General features: G+C 34.3%; 12 protein-coding genes. 8 read left to right on the forward strand and 4 right to left on the reverse strand.

Annotation, left to right across the window (positions count from 1 at the left end; all coding sequences use genetic code 11):
* Window positions 1-7 precede the first annotated feature (7 nt).
* Window positions 8-1837 carry an alpha-L-fucosidase gene (locus E0Y80_RS12760; RefSeq protein ID WP_156308062.1) on the reverse strand — a complete coding sequence of 610 codons (1830 nt, stop codon included), beginning with the start codon at window positions 1835-1837 and terminating at the stop codon, window positions 8-10.
* A gap of 216 nt (window positions 1838-2053) precedes the next feature.
* On the opposite strand from E0Y80_RS12760, the gene E0Y80_RS12765 reads away from it, so the two are divergent.
* Window positions 2054-2899 (forward strand): AraC family transcriptional regulator, encoded by an 846-nt coding sequence (locus E0Y80_RS12765; RefSeq protein WP_156308063.1) that lies wholly within the window; start codon window positions 2054-2056, stop codon window positions 2897-2899.
* Here the strand turns inward: E0Y80_RS12765 and E0Y80_RS12770 are convergent.
* Together E0Y80_RS12770 and E0Y80_RS12775 are read right to left on the reverse strand one after the other, a co-directional pair.
* Entirely contained in the window at window positions 2868-5312 is a 2445-nt protein-coding gene (locus E0Y80_RS12770) for a TonB-dependent receptor (protein ID WP_156308064.1), read from the reverse strand. The two genes, E0Y80_RS12765 and E0Y80_RS12770, sit on opposite strands and share 32 nt — an antisense overlap.
* Before the next feature lie 149 nt (window positions 5313-5461).
* Window positions 5462-7636, reverse strand: coding sequence for a S9 family peptidase (locus E0Y80_RS12775; protein ID WP_156308065.1), 2175 nt, complete (start codon window positions 7634-7636; stop codon window positions 5462-5464).
* 373 nt (window positions 7637-8009) lie between these two features.
* Between E0Y80_RS12775 and E0Y80_RS12780 the strand changes: the two genes are divergently transcribed.
* Together E0Y80_RS12780 and E0Y80_RS12785 are read left to right on the forward strand one after the other, a co-directional pair.
* The gene (locus E0Y80_RS12780) at window positions 8010-11084 is read left to right on the forward strand and encodes a SusC/RagA family TonB-linked outer membrane protein (RefSeq protein WP_156308066.1); all 3075 of its coding nucleotides are present in this window, start codon (window positions 8010-8012) and stop codon (window positions 11082-11084) included.
* A gap of 15 nt (window positions 11085-11099) precedes the next feature.
* A complete protein-coding gene (locus E0Y80_RS12785; RefSeq protein WP_156308067.1) occupies window positions 11100-12611 on the forward strand; it encodes a RagB/SusD family nutrient uptake outer membrane protein in 1512 nt (503 codons plus the stop codon).
* 71 nt (window positions 12612-12682) lie between these two features.
* On the opposite strand, the gene E0Y80_RS12790 is transcribed toward E0Y80_RS12785, so the two are convergent.
* Window positions 12683-13231 carry a hypothetical protein gene (locus E0Y80_RS12790; protein ID WP_156308068.1) on the reverse strand — a complete coding sequence of 183 codons (549 nt, stop codon included), beginning with the start codon at window positions 13229-13231 and terminating at the stop codon, window positions 12683-12685.
* 434 nt (window positions 13232-13665) lie between these two features.
* Here E0Y80_RS12790 and E0Y80_RS12795 point away from each other — a divergent pair, with 434 nt between their 5' ends.
* The 5 genes from E0Y80_RS12795 (at window position 13666) to E0Y80_RS12815 (ending at window position 18966) form a co-directional block, all read left to right on the forward strand.
* Window positions 13666-14379 (forward strand): response regulator transcription factor, encoded by a 714-nt coding sequence (locus E0Y80_RS12795; RefSeq protein WP_156308069.1) that lies wholly within the window; start codon window positions 13666-13668, stop codon window positions 14377-14379.
* A 151-nt stretch (window positions 14380-14530) separates the two neighbouring features.
* Window positions 14531-15130, forward strand: a complete 600-nt coding sequence (locus E0Y80_RS12800) for a Pvc16 family protein (RefSeq protein ID WP_156308070.1) — start codon at window positions 14531-14533, stop codon at window positions 15128-15130.
* Window positions 15127-16449 (forward strand): hypothetical protein, encoded by a 1323-nt coding sequence (locus tag E0Y80_RS12805; protein ID WP_156308071.1) that lies wholly within the window; start codon window positions 15127-15129, stop codon window positions 16447-16449. Before E0Y80_RS12800 ends, E0Y80_RS12805 begins: the two co-directional genes overlap by 4 nt.
* 35 nt (window positions 16450-16484) lie before the next feature.
* Entirely contained in the window at window positions 16485-17903 is a 1419-nt protein-coding gene (locus E0Y80_RS12810) for a phage tail sheath family protein (protein WP_156308072.1), read from the forward strand.
* Window positions 17904-17937: 34 nt separating this feature from the next.
* Window positions 17938-18966, forward strand: a complete 1029-nt coding sequence (locus tag E0Y80_RS12815; protein ID WP_156308073.1) for a hypothetical protein — start codon at window positions 17938-17940, stop codon at window positions 18964-18966.
* Window positions 18967-18977: the final 11 nt, after the last annotated feature.

An 18977-nucleotide genomic window follows, 5' to 3' on the forward strand; every position in this document is an offset into this window, starting at 1 on the left:
GATGAGCCTACAAATTACTTTCAATAGCTCCGACCTCTTCCGAAAACAATTCAATTGGCTTGTCAAGCAAAACTGCTATAACCGTACTGTTCTTATCAAGTCTATCTTTTGGAATATCGATATAAACAATTCCAGGGGTCGCACTCCAATATAGTTTATTATAGATTTCATGACCTATCATGGAGCCTTCACCAACAATCCGAATTCTGGCAATACTGTTTTTAAGACCTTTGATTGCAACAGACCCAGTAGGTTTACCTTCTACGAATAGGTATAGAGTTTGTTTATCTGGTGATAGGGCAGTCCTTCCATTAAAGTGATTTGCTGGAATTCCTTTACCCGCGTCTTGTAATAATTCTGCATGTTTTTTAACCCAAGTTTCAACCTCATTTGAATTGAAAGTAAGAGTCGGGCTTAATTTACTTCCATCCTCATTCATTAGACCCTTAAACATGTTTTGGCCTTCTGATGTGAACTTTATAATATTTCTTATTGCTTTTTTTGAATCAGAATCCGATATTATTTTCTCAAGATTACCGGCTTCTGGAATGATGATTTCAGAAATTTTTGGCTTTTCGCTGAATCTTACAGCAACTACAGAAGCTGTAGGATCAAAATCCTCAACAGGAATTTGCAATTCTAAATCCAAATTAGAATGGGTAAAAGGTACATTCGCATTAGTTCCCAACATCTTGACTTCTGTAGGTTTCGTTTCTAATCCCGAAATTTTTACAAAATCCTTTACCTGGTCTAAATAGATAAAAATGGTTTTGCCATCCTTTGAAAAGCTATTTTTTTCATTCAGGTAAACTTGTGCTAAACCTGCACGAGTACCATAAATTGCTTCTGAATATTTCTTTGTCCATCTACCCAATTCCTTAAGGATTGCCACTTGTTCCTCCGGAATTGTACCATCAGCTTTTGGCCCAATATCAAGTAATAGATTGCCACCCATTGAAATGGTTTCAATTAATGTTCTTACAATCATATTCGGAGTCTTATAGTGACGGTCGAAATGCTGATAGCCCCATGAGTCGTTCATGGTATAACAGAGTTCCCAATAGCGATGATGTGGTTTTCCAACTGGAATCCCTTGCTCAGGGGTAGCATAGTCACCGTGATTGTTTAACCTTGAATTGATGATGATATCCTTATTATAGCTTCTTAATAAATTAAGGGTTTCTTGGGCTTTCCATTCTTCTGATGTATGTTCCCAATCTCCATCAAACCAAATTAAATCCGGTTTATAAGCTTGGGATAGTTCCTTTAACTGACCTTGATAGTAATTTTGAAATTTAACCCAACGGTTTGCCTCTTGTTTAATGTCATATCTTTTCTGTGTTCTAGTAATGACATCATAATTGGGATGACTCCAGTCTGGTAATGAAAAATATAAGCCAGTTTTTAAGCCAGACTCTTTAAGTTCTTTAACAAATGGAGTTAGGACATCCTTTTTTGCAGCAGCATCTTTTGAAGTCGTTGTTGCCTGGTCCATTTTGCTATCCCAAAGCGAAACTCCATCATGATGTTTCGTTGTAATTACTGAATATTTAGCTCCCGAATCTTTGATTAACTCAACCCATTCCTTCGGATTATATGCACTTGCATTAAAACCCTGCAGTTGCTTCATATAGTTTTCATGACTTAAATAATTGTTGAAAAAAGCCCATGATTCGGAAATACCATCAACTGAATAAATGCCCCAGTGTATAAATATTCCTAGTTTTGCATCATCAAACCAAGCCATCTTTGGTTCTTCAGTTTCTTTCTTGATCTCTTGACCGAACGTATTATTTAAAAATAATGCTAAAATTAAAGTGAAAATCGATTTGCGCATAAATGAATTTAATATTGGACTAATCTAATAGAAAGTAATATTAGGGATTTACAATTTTTTGAACTTAATTTTTATTAACAGAAACTAAGCTTATATTAATCGATAAATTTAAACCTTTATTCAAATATTATGACTAAAAAGGTTTAAATTCTAAAAAGAAAAATTCTTCTTAAACAGCTAAAAGAAAAAATACAGTATCGTTGAAAATGTAGTAGAATGAAGAAATTGAATAGCAAAACAATTGAAGTCAAAGACAAACTTGAATCGCAAAAACTAATAAAAGTTGCTGTTTTTGACCAAAATAAAAATAAAACCAAACCCCATAAGCACAATGGGTATTTAGAATTAGTTTTTTTGTATGAAGCCTCTGGCAAACATGTGATTGATGGGAGAGAAGCTACTGTAAATTCACCTTGTATCTTAATAATTAGAAAAGACAATGTACATCATTGGGATTTGAAAAATCCCGTCAATGGTCATGTCTTATTATTAAAAAAACTCTTTGTTGAGCAATCTTTAGATTTCGAAATAAGCAGATTAGTAGAGGAAATAATAAACTATGATACCATTTATTTAAATGAATTAGCTGGAATAGATAAAATATTGGAGGTATTGGCATATGATGAGGATAAAATTTCTCAAGAGGGATTATTTAAATCCATATTAGCAAAGGCATTATCCTTTACGACTCAGTTGAAGCCATCAATGGCCAAGCAAAACCATTTGTACCTTAGTTTCTGTGAATTATTGAATAATGATACAAAGGTAATTAACCATGTAGCACATTATGCATCATTATTAAACACCAGTCCTCAAAATTTGAATGCCGCCTGTAAGAAATATGTTAAATTAACGGCCTCGGAAATATTGGCAGCTCATATAATAAAAGAAGCTAAACGTTTATTGATCTATACAACCAGCAGCATCTCAGAAATTGCTTTTGAACTAGGCTTCTCTGATAAGTCTAATTTCTCCAAATATTTTAAACGTTATACTGGCGTAACACCTTCAGAATTTAAAAACATGGAAATTAAAACTCTTTTTCCCCAAACTCACTCTTAGGAAGTTTTAATATTTGATTTAATTTATGAAGATTGAAATTCAAGTTCAATAATAACACGTTTTTCTCGTAAATATAATTTGTTGTAGTATAAAAATCCTTGGCTTCTGTAGTAATTCGCTGCTCGTTGACACCCCAATTCCCCAATTCAATAAACTGCCATTGTAATTGCGCAGTGATTGCTCCTTGCATAAATCCTTTACTTAAATTGAAATGTGGGGTTAGAAATCTTGAATCCCGCCCTTGAACTGTTGGACGTTCCGATAAATAATTAACCTGTAAGCCTGTACTCCAATTTTTTGGAAGATTTGCCTGTAATCCCCCATTTAGTGAATAAACCCAATCTTGATTGGATCTACGCTCCGAATAATCCAAAACTTGCCCAGATATTTTATAATTATATAAATTCAATCCGCCATTTACTTTTAACCATGATAGAATTTTTCCTTCTCCACCTAATTCCATTCCATATCTGGAAGCATAATCTGCATTTGTAAATACTCGGTGTAAAATGGTATCTGCATAAACAGAATTTACACGTTGAATTGGATTTTTAGTATGTTGATAATAGGCATTTATAAATAGACTTCCTGTACTTAACTTTTTAACCAGTCCAGTTTCTACATTACTTGTTAATTCAGGCAATAGCTCTGGATCTCCCTGTTCAAGTGTTTCCGAATGTTCGCGTTCAGGAATTGGATTCAATTCAAAATTATTGTTGCGCTGAACTCGTCTTGCTGCAGCAATTTTCCAAGACCAGCCTCCAGATAGGTCATGCATTAAATTAAAGGTAGGATAGAGCTGATGTAAAGTGTATGGATATTCCTTACCGGTATTTAATAAGAGTAGGTCCCTTTGATAATATTCATACCTTAATCCAATCGAAAATTGGGTGTTGTTAACTTTTCTGTCATATTGAGAAAAAAATGCATGTATTCTATTCGTAGCATTCATTTTTCCAGTGAATTCTGGAATTAATTCTAAATGTTCTCTACCGTTTTCAGTTGAATAATATTCAAAATTTCCCTTTTGGCTGTCATTTCTAAATTGATAACCACTAATCAATTCAGCATTATTAAATTTTAAAGTATGTTGTAAAGAAAGCCTTAATCCATGTAATGGATTTTGATAGGTATTGTGAGTAAACTGAATAGTGTCAATATTGTTTTCAATATTGCTATTTTTTGTTGATCCATAGATGTTTGCAAATTCATATATAGCTCCGAATTGTAAGGAATTTGTTTTATTGATTTTTAATTGATAATTGATATCCATTAAATAAAACTCGCCTTGTTTATTTTGTAGATTCGGATTGAAATAATTTGTCCTGGATAATTCTTCACCCGTGGATGGTTTAATTGTCTTATTATGATAATAAATATCTGCCACTCGATCCTGATACTTTCTAGACGCCAGTAATCCGATATTGAGATTTTGGCTTTCTGAAATTTCGTACGAACCATTTAGCCTTAAACCATAATTATATTTATTAAAACTACGTTCTCCGCTTGATGGAAAATATGTCTGACGATCCCCAATAATGGTATTGACATCTCCTTCACGAAAGCCTGCATTATCATTTCTTAAATAGTTGGCCGATCCATTCAATTCTAATTTATTCTTCTTTAATTGAAAGGCAATATCTCCACCGTATCGCTGTTGAACCTTTTGATTATCATAATCATCAGTACTTGGTAGGCCAGCTTGTAAATTGAGAACCCAGGCAAAACCGTTTGTACTTGACTTCTTTGTTTTTAAGTTTATAATTCCACCTTTTCCATCTGGATCAAATTGTGCAGTTGGACTTGTTATATATTCTACTTCGGAAACATCATTAGCAGCAATCTGATTTAAAATCGTCGCCGGATCAAGAAACGAAGGTTTGCCATTTATTAATACTATAATCCCCGAATTGCCTCGAATACTTATATTTCCATTTACATCAACCGAAGCTGAAGGTAAATTCTTGACAATATCTAAAGCTGTTCCTCCTACAGCATTTTTATATTGACTTGCTGAATAGGTTTGTCTATCACTCGTGTGTTTTTGGGCCGAAATATTTCCTGTAACCGTTACTTCCTCTAATTGATTTCCCCCATTGGAAAGAAAAATCGTTCCCAAAGAAAAGTCCTTTCCGTCAACTATTGCAAATTCTTTTCTTTTCTGATTATATCCTATGAACTTAATGGTTAATGCATATTTTCCATTTTTTAATCGACTAAAATTAAAATTCCCCAATGTATCAGTTACCATGCCGTCAATAACCTGATTGTTAGCATCCAATAAACCAACGCTTGCGTAGGGAATAGGAGACTGGCTAACGGAATCCTTAATTGATCCTGTAATTTTGGAGTTTTGAGAAAAACCAAATTGAAAGGTATTTAAAAGGCAGAATAAATATAAAAATCTCTTCACGGGTTTAAGTTTTTGCCAAAAATAGAAAAGTACTTGGCTTATCTTAAAGAAATATAAAATTATACCATCCTTTTTTCAAATGAACCTCAGATAATAGAAAAATGCCACTGAAATTTATTCAATGGCATTTATTCTATGTTTTTACCGATTTATTTTTTTAAATGTAAATCAAAGTATTTCGCAATTTTATCATACATATGAATTCTATCTTTACCCAATACATTGTGTTCATGGGTAGGGTATAAAAAGTAATCCACTTGTTTACCAGCTTCTATACATTTTTGTATAAATTGCATACTGTGTTGTTGAACAACAACTGGGTCTTGAGCTCCATGAATAATTAATAAATTACCTCTAAGTCGGTCAGCCTTGTTTAACAGGGTAGTTTTTTCGTATCCCTCTGGATTTTCTTCTGGAGTATCCATATAACGCTCGCCATACATGATTTCATAATATTTCCAATCCATTACTGGACCACCAGCAACGGCAGCTTTAAAAATATCATTATGTTTGGTCATCATGGAACTTGTCATGAATCCCCCAAAACTCCACCCAAATATCCCCATATTTTCCGTATCAACGTAAGGAAGTGACTTCAAGTAATTTATTCCTACCAATTGATCTGCCATTTCAGCTTCTCCCAGGTTTCGATGTGTTACCCTTGTGAAATCTCGACCTCGTGCATCAGAACCTCTATTGTCTAAAGTGAATACTAAATATCCATTCTGGGCCATATACATATCAAAATACCCTACACCACCCAACCATCGGTCGGTAACCAGTTGTGCATGTGAACCGCCATATAAGTAAACCATTACAGGATATTTTTTAGTTGGATCAAAATTGATTGGATACGTAATCCTTGCGTTCAATGCGGTTTTACCATCAGCTGAGGTAAATTTCTTAAACTCAATTTTCGGTAAGCTTATTTCTCCTGAAAATGGATTGTTAGACGTAATTAGATTTTCAACTTTGTTGGACTTTAAATCTATTACACTTATGCTATTTGGAACCTCTAAATTGCTATACTGATCTAAAAGATATTTGCCAGAACCATTAACTGAAGCAGTATGCGTCCCATTCATCTTCGTCAATTGAATTGTTTTTCCATTTTTTAGATCAACTTCAAATAAGTGTCGCTCCATACCCTGGTTCGTCGCACCAATATAATATCCCTTTGTTCCTTTTTCATCAAAGCCCTGAAAATTCGTTACAATGACATCATTGAAACCTAGCTTACGAACCAATTTCCCATTAACATCATATAAATAAAGCTGATTAAATCCTTCTTTATCTGTTTGATATAAAAATTCCTTAGGATTGTTGGGTAAAAAAACTAAGGCCTCTTGAGGCTCTACCCAGCTTGTCGATTTTTCTTCAAATAAGGTGCTAACCAAAGATCCTGTAGATGCATTATACTTATTTAATTTTAAATGATCTTGACCTCGATTTAAAACACCTACGTAAACAAACTCTCCATTCGGATCCCAGGTTACAATGGTAAGATATTGCTCCTTAGGTTCTCCGGTTAGAAGCTGTATAGTTTCTCCAGTAATCGTATTGTAGATTTGGAGCGTAACTTCTTCACTCTTCATACCAGCCATGGGGTATCGAATATCTTTAATACTAGCTACTCGGCTATCCCATTGTGGTAAAGGATATTTAGTAACCATGCGCTCGTCTTTTCGATAATAAAGCAATTTTGTGTCATCTGGAGACCACCACATACCTTTATTGATGCCAAATTCATTTCGATGAACTGCTGATCCTCCATTTACTATCCCATCCACGGTATCTCTTGTGACTTGGATTTTGGAACCATCGGCTTTGATTATTTCAATGTTATTGCCGTTGAGGATTGCGGTTTGTGAATGATTTCCACTATATTCTTCTCCGTCTCTGTTTACAGGCAGAATGCTTTGAATTGTTGCCGTATTTTTATCAACTTGATAAGAAATCATATAACTATTTTTTTCTCCATCAATTTGTAAACCAATAGTTTTTCCATCTATCCACGAATAGCCTGATGGAAATCTCTTTAAGTCAATTTTATCATCCTTAACCACGGCATTAATAGCATTTTGAAGATCCGTTATGGAAACTATTTCTTTGGCTTTCCAATTGGTTTTTACATCATGAACCATTAAATTTTTGAGGGTACTATCTAAGCTAGAAAAGGCATTTTCTCTATGGATCCATTTCGTCCCAGAAATGGTCTTAGGTGCAAACTTACTTGGACCATAAATAGTTTCCTCAATGCTGAAATTTCTTTGACCATAGGCAATAGAAGTTCCTAAAAATAATATTACAAGAAGTTTTTTCATCAATCATTATTTTTTATCCGACGAAATTAATGAATTGTATGGAAAGTCGTTGGGAAAATATTAAATGTCAGGATAGTACAGGATACCATTCTTAATCCTTAGACCTATATTCGAGGAAATAGAATGGAATTAACCAAATTTTGTTCAACCTAATAAACCTGATACCTATAAAAACTTTAAGTTAATGAGCCTTATTAGACTCTTTATTCTTTTTAATATAATAATTCAATTTCTTGAGTTGTCGATTTCAATTTGAATCCGCTGAGATCCTTAATTGGAGGTATGTTTTTTTGGTCTAAGATTTTAAGGTGAATTGAATGTTCTATTCTGAATATGAAAATTATTCGATTTAAAAACCTATAAACTTTAAACTATGATGAGAACCTACATTCGATGCGTTCCCTTCTTGTTATTTTTCCTCCTGGCAAAAATAACGTATGCCCAAGAAATTACAATTACTGGGCGGGTAACCTCAGCGACAAATGAACCCCTGGCAGGTGTTTCAATTAAAAGTAGCGCGGCTAATGCAAGTACAAGTACCAATTCAGATGGTGCTTATGAAATTAAGGCAGCAGGAAATGCTAATTTAGTCTTTACTTTTATTGGGTATAATACCCAAACTGTAGCCGTAAACAATCAAACGAAAATCGATGTTCAGATGACAGCTTCATCAGAAAACATTGAGGAAGTAGTGGTTGCAGTTGGTTATGGTGTGGTCAAAAAAAGTGATTTAACTGGAGCCGTCGGAACAGTATCCGGTGAAGCTTTACACGATAGACCGTCGGCAAACTTAAACCAATCCTTAGGTGGAAAAATAACGGGAGTGAATGTTTCCACCAGCTCTGGTAGACCTGGTGGCAGAACAAACATGAGAATTCGTGGTTCAAGCTCAATTTCTACTACAAATAATCCGCTTTATGTTATCGATGGAGTTATTATGAGCCGCGATGGTCTGCAAAATGGAAGTTCCCCAATTGATTATATCAATCCAAATGACATTGCTTCTGTCGAAGTCTTAAAAGATGCATCATCAACAGCAATTTATGGTGCTAGAGGTGCTAACGGCGTTGTTATCGTGACTACAAAAAGAGGTACTTCAGGGGGTGGAAGAGCTAGTTATGATGCCGATCTTGGTGTGGGCTATGCTCCCAAATTATTACCAGTACTATCTTCTCAAGAATTCTTGGCTGTCGAAGAGCAAGCGTATAAAAATGCTCAAAAATTTGACCCTGTAGGGTGGGCAACTGGTACGAAATACACTGATCCAAAGACAAAAAGAACAAATCCTTTACTTTTTGATTCAAATGGTAATCCATTATACAATACCGATTGGCAAAAAGAAGCATTTAGAAATGCTATTACACAAAATCATCAATTGAGCTTTACTAACGGTAATGAAAAAGGTTCATACGGTGGTTTTGTCAATTACAGAAATGAACAAGGGATAGCTTATGGATCATGGCAAAAAAGATACTCAGCAAGATTTGTTTTTGATACTGAAATACGTGATTGGTTAAAGGTTGGTGGGGTATTGAGTTATACCGATCAAAAAGACAAACAAGTTGATGAGTTAGGTGGTGGTGGTATTACAATGATGCGTCAAGTACTTGAAGCATTACCGTTAATTCCTGTTCGCTATGAAAATGGTGCGTGGGCTAGTAACCGAGATTATCCAGGTATGGAAGGTGGAGACAACCCGATACGTGTTGCTGATGAACGCTTATACTATCTTTCGACTCAGCCTTTTATCGGAAATATGTATGCTAACATTAAATTGATGGAAGGATTGGAATTCAGAACTTCAATTGGTACAAATATTATTAATCAACGCAGAGATTATGCCGCCGCTGCTGGTCTGCAATATATTTCTAGTGATGGAACTGCAAATGTTGATAATAAAACATTTAAATCTTGGCAGTTTGAAAATTACTTTACATATATGAAGGACTTTGGTGGTATACATTCTATCAATGCCATGTTAGGATTTTCATGGCAGCATACCGATTATTTCGGATCGTATGCTAGTTCAAGTAAATATGCTGACTTCTATTATCAATTTAACAATTTAGGAGCTGGAGCGACCATGAATGCTCCGTCTTCTGGTGCCAATGCGAATGGATTGAACTCCTACTTCACAAGGATCAATTATACATTGTTGAATAAATATCTATTTACTTTCACAGGACGTATGGATGGTTCATCCAAATTCGGTCAGGATAATCAATATGCTTTTTTCCCTTCTGCAGCTGTTGCTTGGAAAATTAACGAAGAAAACTTCTTAAAAGATTCCGAAACTGTTTCTAATCTAAAGCTTAGAATGAGCTATGGGGCAACCGGTAACTCTGAAATCCCTGCTTACCGTGCTTTAGCGGGTATGGGAAATTACGAAATTATCCAAGGTGGTGACCGTTTGGTTGGTGTAGGTACAGGTAGAATTGCCAATCCAACATTGAAATGGGAAAGAACTGAACAGGTAGATTTAGGTCTTGAATTAGGATTATTCCGCAATAAACTGAATTTCGAACTTGATGTATATCACCGTCAAGTTAATGACATGCTGTTAGACGCTCCAATTCCATTATCGAGTGGTTATGGTACCATCTTTAGAAATATCGGAAGTATGAAAAACGATGGTATTGAATTCGGAGTGAATGTCGCAAATATCGGAAACGATGTATTCTCCTGGTCTGGAATGTTCAATATTTCCTACAATAGAAATAAGGTACTTAGACTGATTGGTGGAGCCGATATATATAGTGGAAACACCATCATCCGTGAAGGTGAAGCCGTAGGTGCATTCTGGGGATTCCAGCATTTAGGTACCTGGTCAACTGCGGAAGAAGCCGAAGCTAAGAAATACAACATGCTTCCTGGGGATGTTAAATATCAAGATATCAATGGCGATGGCGTAATCAACGATAATGATAAAACAATCATTGGTCGCGGTATTCCTGATGGATTCGGTACATTCTCCAATACATTTAAATATAAAAACTTCTCTTTATTGGTTGATCTTCAATATATGTTTGGAAATGATGTCATAGATCGAAGTATACATTCTGCGGAAGATAGACAAGGTATAGCAAACAGTTATAAAACTGTCTTGAATGCTTGGACTGAAACCAATCAGAATACGCCAATTGCTCAAGTTAGACCAATCAATGCTTATTATACTACTAATAACGATAGTCATAAAGTTTCTGATGCATCATTTATCAGAGGTAGGAATTTAATGCTATCCTATAATGTCACTTCGGATATGTTAACTCGTATGCATTTAGATAAGTTGAGATTTTATGCTTCTGTTCAAAACTTCTTTGTCGTGACAAAATATCCAGGTTATGACCCTGAAGTTTCCAACTCAGGATCTCCTTTCGACCAGGGTTTTGGATTGTATGATTACCCTAGACCTCGAGTATTCACTTTCGGACTCAGTATCGGTTTATAATTTAATTGGAACATCATGAAATACTTAAGAAATATAAAAACAACAATAAAAATTACGGCTAGTATTCTCGCTTTGGGAACTATGGCGGGATGCTCTGGATTCTTAGATGAATCTGATCCAAGTAATTTTACAGTAGAAAACTACTTTACAAAGCCTGAACATGCTCGAAGTTCCGTAAGTGCTATTTATTCCAACCTTAGAAACCCCATGGGAAGTGGATTTGGTGGTGGAACTTGGATGATGCTGGAATTTGCAACTGGCTTGGCCGCAACTGATCTTGGACAAGCAGTAAATAGTTATTATGTCAAAGACCTAAGGAATACATCGGATAATGGTTATGGATTAGATTATTGGACAACTTATTATCGTGGTATAGGTAATGCCAATTTATCAATTACTAATATCCCGAAGATTCCAATGGACGAGACGGAAAAGAAAAGAATACTAGGTGAAGCCCACTTTTTAAGAGCGTTTTACTACTTCAATCTTGTCCAAATGTTTGGAGAAATTCCTATTGTTACGGAAGCTGTTAATTTAACTTCTGAACAGCTCTATCCTGAACAGGCAAAAGTTGAACAGGTGTATGAATTAATTGTTAATGATCTTAAAGTTGCCGAAGCTTCAGGATTGCCATGGAATGATCAGAGTGGAAAAGTCAATATGGGGATTATTAAATCCCTAATGGCAAAAGTGTATTTGACAATGGCCGGATACCCCCTGAACAAAGGAGCTGCATATTTTGATCTCTCAGCCAAAGCTTCTGAAGAGGTTATTAACTCAAAACAATATCAACTGTTTCCTTCTTATGCTGACCTCCATGATCCTAAAAAGAAAAATGGTTCCGAGAATATATTTAGCATTCAATATAAAACTCAGGTAATTCCTTCTAACTGGCAGGTCGCAATTATTCCTTATAACAAAAATATCTCGGCCTATTCTGATGAAACTGGAGGAATCTATGCAACTAAAGATTTCGTGGAGTCTTATGATGCCAAAGATCTGAGAAGAGCTGAAAAGCAGTTTTTCTTTACCAAGTTTACCCATGAAGCTGATCGAACTAAAGAAGTAAACCTTGGAGCATATTTCATCTATAAACACTTTGATTACGAAGCTCAAACAAATACGACAAATAGTGACTTAAACTGGTCTATTATTCGATATGCTGATGTTCTTCTTATGTATGCTGAAGCGGCAAATGAAGTAGCTGGACCGAATGCCAAGGTTTATGATGCTGTAAATGCCATAAGAAAAAGAGCTGAACTAACTCCTTTGTCTGGTCTGTCTAAAGATCAATTAAGGGAGGCAATTTGGAAAGAGCGCTGGCATGAGCTATGCTATGAAAATATAACTTGGTTCGATATGGTGAGATTGAGAAAGGCCTTCAATGTGACGACCAAAAAATTTGAAAATTATGTCGGCCATAAATTCTCATACGGTCCAGTGGTTACTGAACGAGAGTTGTTATTCCCGAAACCAACCGCTGAAATTCGAAACAATACCAAATTAGTACAGAACAAAGGTTATTAATTTTAACCTTGTAAACTATAGAAGCAGTTTAGAAATTATCCTTTGGATAAACTTCTAAACTGTTTCTTTTTTTATTTACCAAATCTATATTTTGCCGAAAGGCCAGCTTTCATCGACTTATCTGTTCCATAGGTTGTGGCTTCAACTTCTATGATATCTGAATTTCTTAAGGTGTTTTGTACTCCCATGCCTACTGATTTATATAAATTAAAATTAAAATCAGGCTTTGAGTTTGCCCCATTTTTAAGTTTTATGCTGGTTCCTTCATAGGCAATACCCAGGGCAGCGGAAAGATAATATTTGTTTAGATAGTATCGTGAACCCCCACTCAAAGAGTAAATCTCATGCTTCCAAATATCCTCTAAATTATTTTCAGGTCGTTCCAAAATTTTTCTTCGCGTCTGTTCATAATTTAAAGATGTAAATAAACCTAATGACTTAAGTGGCCTATACTCATACATAAGACCAACTCCATAGGATAGACCTTGAATGGAATAATCGTACCCAAATAATGATCCAATACTTAAATTATTAACTTGTGGGCTAGTTGAATTTTGTGCTTTGGATATTTGCCCTATACTTATCAAAACAACAGTGCTTAAAAATAATCGAATAATCATAATTGAAAGATTTGAGTTAGTAAAATATTTTCTACACTGTAAATGTACACGTTGTTTTGGATAATAAAATTAAATTAACATCAATTAACTATCTTAATTTATTGTGTTACAGATATATGCTTTAATTCACGTTTTTTGTAAAAACTGATTCAATTAAAAAATAAACCAACAAAAATATTCATCATAATAATTTTCTATATTTGAATATTATTTCAAGTACCTACCTAAGTTTCAAGCGCTTCCAATTTATTCTGCCAACTCCTTGAATACTCTTTACTAACTATTTCTACAGTTCTGCTCATTAAGATTAATTGCATACTCATCCGTAATTTATTAATTGCTCATCCTCTTTAAATTTATGTGAAAACTCAATCAAAATTGGTTAAGGATCAATCATTTTATTGTTTTTTGCTAACTATTATTCAATCAGACTCATGAACCTATTACCTGAAAATCGAACAAGGCAATTAAATAACTACAATAGTTATTTAATTGATATGGTAGGGCTGATTATACAACAGAAGTTCCAAGAAAATGAAATTGGTGAGTTTGATTTAGGAAATCTCTTTGTCGAAAATCAGAAAGACCTTAGCAATGCATTTTATTATAAATGTAGTACAGACTCTTTAAACCAAGTTAATGAAGATGCTGAACTAATATGGCTCGCATATTTTGACTTTTTCTTCCCTACAGATGAAAATGTCTTTATCCATCCTGAACTTTTCCATTTCTTAAAAAACAAGAAATTTAATAAAGTACACTTTTTCTTTCAGAGAGTCAAAGATCAAAACAACAGACCATGTAAATGGCATTTTGGAACCACAAAATTAATATTACAAGGAAGTAAATCATTTGATTCCATCTTATTTAGATACGCTGTAGAAATTCCAAACTCCCAAATAAAAAAGAGGACTGAAGAAGAAGAAAGTTATTTCCAAAAATATTGCAATAGAGTATTGCTATTAAGTAAAAGGGAAAAGGAAATTGTAAAATTAATTGTAGAAGGCAAATCAAGTCATGAAATCTCTGACCAACTCTTTATTTCCATTCATACAGTAAATAATCATCGTAAGAGCATTATCAATAAATTGGAAATCAGTAATCTCTGTCATCTAACAAAATTCGCCATGCTATTTGAGATGGTGTAATTCTCAAATCCTAGTTTGTATCAAAAAATCCTTTTTTAAATAAATGACTACAACTAGCTATTGAGTTTAATTACAATCTTTTGGAAATTTATCCTAATCTAAGTAAAAGAATATTACCTCAATTCACCAAAGAATTATAAGAAAACCTGTCATGATAAAAAATGCCCTAATATTGCTAAAAAATGAGCTACATGAATACCTCAAATCAAAAGGTGATTATGCTGCGAATGTGATTATTGACAATATTGGCTTGGCTGAAACATCCTCGGGTAATTCTTTAACTGATAATATCGTAATTACATTAGTCAATATTGAAGAAGAAAGCACTTTAAAAAACCAAAATTCAGTGCGTAAATCACCAAATGGAAATGCATATTATGAAAACCCTCCAGTTAATATAAACCTCTTTGTTCTAATAACTTGTAATTATGCTGGTGATGGATATGTTCTTGCATTAGACAGGCTATCAATGGTTATCCAATTCTTACAAAGTAAAAATGTTTTTAATAGTTCAAACTCTTCGTCAAATGATTTAAACGAAGAAAGTGTTGAACTCAAATTTATAATGGAATTATTTACCCTGTCGTTCGAACAAATAAATTACCTCTGGGGATCATTAGGGGGAAGACAGGTCCCATTCGCTATGTATAAATTGAGATTGATCTCTATCTCTGAAAATGCTATTGTAAGAGAAGTTCCTCTTATCGAAGAAATTGAAACTAATTTATTCGCAACCAATAAAATGCCATGAAAACGAACTTTAAAACGTTGTATGAAGTAAAACTCTTCCATGAATTCTATCAAACTGATAGGAATGGAAAGAACGTTTTTGAGTTGGCAAATCAAATTGACCGATTAGAATTCTTAAAGAATAAATTTCAGGAAAATGATGATTATGTAAATCAAGATATAGAATTTATAACTCCAAAATTCTTTATAAATCAAATGGAGAACTTCGGCTTAAAATTAATTCCAACATATTCTGGATTTAAAATTTTAATTGCCGTTAAAGCTAAAAAATTACCGAGTGCAGTAACAACTTATGAGCCTTTTAATAAACTACCGAACGAATTGTTAATCCCCGTATTACTTTCATTAAAAGGCTCTAAAATTAATTCTGTAACTAATAAAAAAATGGATGTTGAACTTAGTTCTTATCCATTGTTTTCAAATGATAGTACAATTACAGGAGCTAGATTTTTTCCATTTTTAACTGCTGATATTCAAGCTTATGATGCTTCAAATTCTTATGAACAAGGCGAGATAGCAAAATTTGCAGTAAATGATTATAAATCATTTTTCCGCGATCATACCGATACTATTCAATGGAAGGCAGTTTCAGGAATTGCATTTGCAAATGAAAATGATAAAGCTTTGATTCCCAGAAATGCAAATTATACTTTCCCTAAATCTTTAAATATTGTAAAAGCAGATTTCTTATTAAAAGATAATAATGGAGCTATAGTTCAGGAGTTTCATTTTAAGAATTCTACTCCTTTTCAGAAAGTCAATCTTTCTTTTGACCCATTGAAAATAAAAACTATCGCCTCTAATGAACCGGAAGAAAAACATATTTATTCTTTAATGGTAACCGCTACTTCTGGATACTCGAAAAATTATAAAATCGTATTTTATGAGGATGATCAAGAGATCAAATCGAGTTTGGGCTTAGTGCTTATCAAGGTTAAAAGTTCGATCAATAATTATAAACTTTTAGATAATTCTGGAAAATTAATCACTAGAAAAAATAGTGAAAATAGAATGGATCCTCCTGCACCTGTCTTTGAACTCAACTTTAATAGCAGATCCTCATTCTGGAGGTATTCTAATGACAAAGGAAAGGATTTGTTAGGGGGATTATATACCGATTTTCTAGACTCTATCAGCGGGTATTTAGTAAGTAAGGAACCAAAACCATTGACTTCAAATGCTACTTTCTACCGCAAACCTGATAATACCTTATTCTTCCTGCCTTGTCCAAGTGATTCCAATTCCCTAAGAATAGAAAACAATAAAATATATAGTGATATAAAGGTTCCAGAATCAACGCTGTTTCCTATAGCACCCTGAATAAACAATTAGATTTTAAACTAAATTATTTTGTTATGCAAGATTACAAAACCCCCGGAGTATATATAGAAGAGATTCCACATCTTCCACCTTCAATTGCTTCGGTAGAAACTGCAATACCAGCATTTACTGGATATACTCAAATAGCAAAATGGAAAGAAGATAATGACCTAAGAAATAAACCTTGGCGAATTGAATCTATGCTTCAGTATGAACAATTTTTTGGATATCCCGATCCAGAAACGGACAGCCTTTCCGTTAATTTTGGATTAAATGCTGTGAATGGAAAGGTGGATGAAACTAAAAGGTCTAAGTACCTCATGCATTATACTATGCAACTATTTTTTGCCAATGGCGGCGGACCTTGTTGGATAACTTCTGTGGGTAATTATACCGATACAGGAGGGGAAATCCTTGCAACGGATCTAATCGCTGGATTAGCAGAAATCGCAAAAATCAATGAAGTCACACTTTTATTATTCCCTGATTCTACGAATTTAAGCTCAGCTACAGATTATTATAACGTCCATACCGAAGCAATAAATCAATGTGTTAATCTACAAGATCGCTTTACCATTTTGGATGTTTACCATGACCCGGCAAATTTATTAGAATGGAACCTTGACATTGATTTACTTAGAAACACCTTATCAGGGACCACAGATTTCTTAAAATATGCAGCTGTTTATTTTCCAAAGATCTATACAGGTGTGGATTATAATTACAAGTTAAATGCTGATCAAACGAAAGATAATGATGATCTCGTCCAGGTTACTGGAGTTCCGGGGGCAACTAATCTTACTGAATTATTGGCCGTTAACAATGCTAAATATTTCCAAGCAAAAAGTGCCATTTCAAATATTCAAATGTTATTGCCAGTATCTGGTTCAATTGCTGGTATCTATGCTCAGGTAGATAATGCCCGTGGAGTATGGAAAGCGCCAGCTAATGTGAATATTAGCAATGCAATACGTCCTGAATTCTTAATAAATCATGCCCAACAAATGGATTTGAATGTCGATTCGCTGGCCGGAAAATCCGTCAATGTTATCCGAACATTTCCAGGTCGAGGACCTGCTATTGTATGGGGCGCAAGAACATTAGCCGGTAATGACAATGAATGGCGCTATGTGCCTGTAAGAAGATTTTTTAGCATGGTTGAAGAATCTGTGAAAAATGCTACTGAACAATTTGTATTTGAACCTAATGACCGCAATACCTGGGTCCGTGTGAAATCAATGATTGAAAATTACCTCACTCAACAATGGAAGGCAGGTGCATTAATGGGCGCTTCTACTAAAGAAGCATTCTTTGTCCATATTGGGCTCGGCGAAACAATGACCGAACTCGATATATGGGAGGGAAGAATGATCGTAGAAATTGGAATGGCGGTCGTACGTCCTGCAGAATTTATCATCCTTCGGTTTATGCATAAAATGCTTGCTGAATCATAATAACAGAATTATGTAATCATTAAAAATTATTGTTATGACCATAGAAAGCTCTAATATACAAAACCCTAGGAATGGGAATTGTAATGATAAGGATGTCAAGACCATCACTCAAAAAAATATTTATCAAATTAAAGAAGATTATTGCCTAAAATTAAAGTCTAAACTTGGTGAATTGAGCGAAAGCGAAGTTTCTCGTGATGGCACATTAATGAAGTTTGAAAAAAAGAAATGTGTCTTCGTTAAAACCGAAAAAAACTTCCACCTAATAAGAAATTTAGAACTAAAGGTAGGAGTGGGGCTTATACAATCTACTGAAGAAATTAAAAAAAATGTAACCCTTGCTATTTCCCAAAATGAATCGCTCGTATCTTCCTTAAAAGCTGTTCTAAAATCCGCTAAAGATGCCAAAGCTGCATTCGCAAATCTTCGAGATTCTGCCAATAAATTAGAAGCAGGGATGAATGACAGTTGCAGTTCCGGTCAATTGAAAATTCTAGGATGTTCCAACGATAATTGTAATGAATCCGAGAATCAAAAAGATAATCTTCAACTCCCCGGAGAATGCCAAGATGCCTGTAGAATATTAGCAAAATTAGTAGAGAAACCTGTAGATTTCTGTCTTGAGATTGATATTATTGGTAACTCAGCAGCTGATATCATCGGAATTCATTCCTTCTCCAACATTAAATCTCTGGAAAAATTCCAACAGGACTTTTCCTCGAATGCCAAAACTTTTGACGATCTCATTTTGACTCAAGTTACTAATGCAACTGCTGGGTTGAAAAAAGCTCAAGAGGAACTGACTTTGGCAACAAAAATAAAAATGCAATCAGAACATCTCTTATACAATAAACGTAATGAATTAGAAGCATTGGTAGAAGTCAAAGACTATTTATGCTGCCATAAATGCAATTGTATTGATGCTGACTGCGGATGTAATGAAAGTAATCCAGATGAAAATAACAGATTCAAAAAATGTAAATGTGATATCTGTGATATCTGTAAGGAGGTAACTGAAATCTATTGTATTCGAGATAATGAAGGCGGCGCAAATTGCGACTGATACCCTACATA

Origin of the sequence: Sphingobacterium endophyticum (genome assembly GCF_009733535.1) — a bacterium.
GTDB lineage: Bacteria > Bacteroidota > Bacteroidia > Sphingobacteriales > Sphingobacteriaceae > Sphingobacterium > Sphingobacterium endophyticum.

Coding starts and splice junctions, on each gene's coding strand:
- E0Y80_RS12810 (WP_156308072.1), top strand. CDS start 16,485: ATGCAAGATTACAAAACCCCCGGAGTATATATAGAAGAGATTCCACAT.
- E0Y80_RS12805 (WP_156308071.1), top strand. CDS start 15,127: ATGAAAACGAACTTTAAAACGTTGTATGAAGTAAAACTCTTCCATGAA.
- E0Y80_RS12760 (WP_156308062.1), bottom strand. CDS start 1,837: ATGCGCAAATCGATTTTCACTTTAATTTTAGCATTATTTTTAAATAAT.
- E0Y80_RS12815 (WP_156308073.1), top strand. CDS start 17,938: ATGACCATAGAAAGCTCTAATATACAAAACCCTAGGAATGGGAATTGT.
- E0Y80_RS12765 (WP_156308063.1), top strand. CDS start 2,054: ATGAAGAAATTGAATAGCAAAACAATTGAAGTCAAAGACAAACTTGAA.
- E0Y80_RS12780 (WP_156308066.1), top strand. CDS start 8,010: ATGATGAGAACCTACATTCGATGCGTTCCCTTCTTGTTATTTTTCCTC.
- E0Y80_RS12795 (WP_156308069.1), top strand. CDS start 13,666: ATGAACCTATTACCTGAAAATCGAACAAGGCAATTAAATAACTACAAT.
- E0Y80_RS12790 (WP_156308068.1), bottom strand. CDS start 13,231: ATGATTATTCGATTATTTTTAAGCACTGTTGTTTTGATAAGTATAGGG.
- E0Y80_RS12775 (WP_156308065.1), bottom strand. CDS start 7,636: ATGAAAAAACTTCTTGTAATATTATTTTTAGGAACTTCTATTGCCTAT.
- E0Y80_RS12785 (WP_156308067.1), top strand. CDS start 11,100: ATGAAATACTTAAGAAATATAAAAACAACAATAAAAATTACGGCTAGT.
- E0Y80_RS12800 (WP_156308070.1), top strand. CDS start 14,531: ATGATAAAAAATGCCCTAATATTGCTAAAAAATGAGCTACATGAATAC.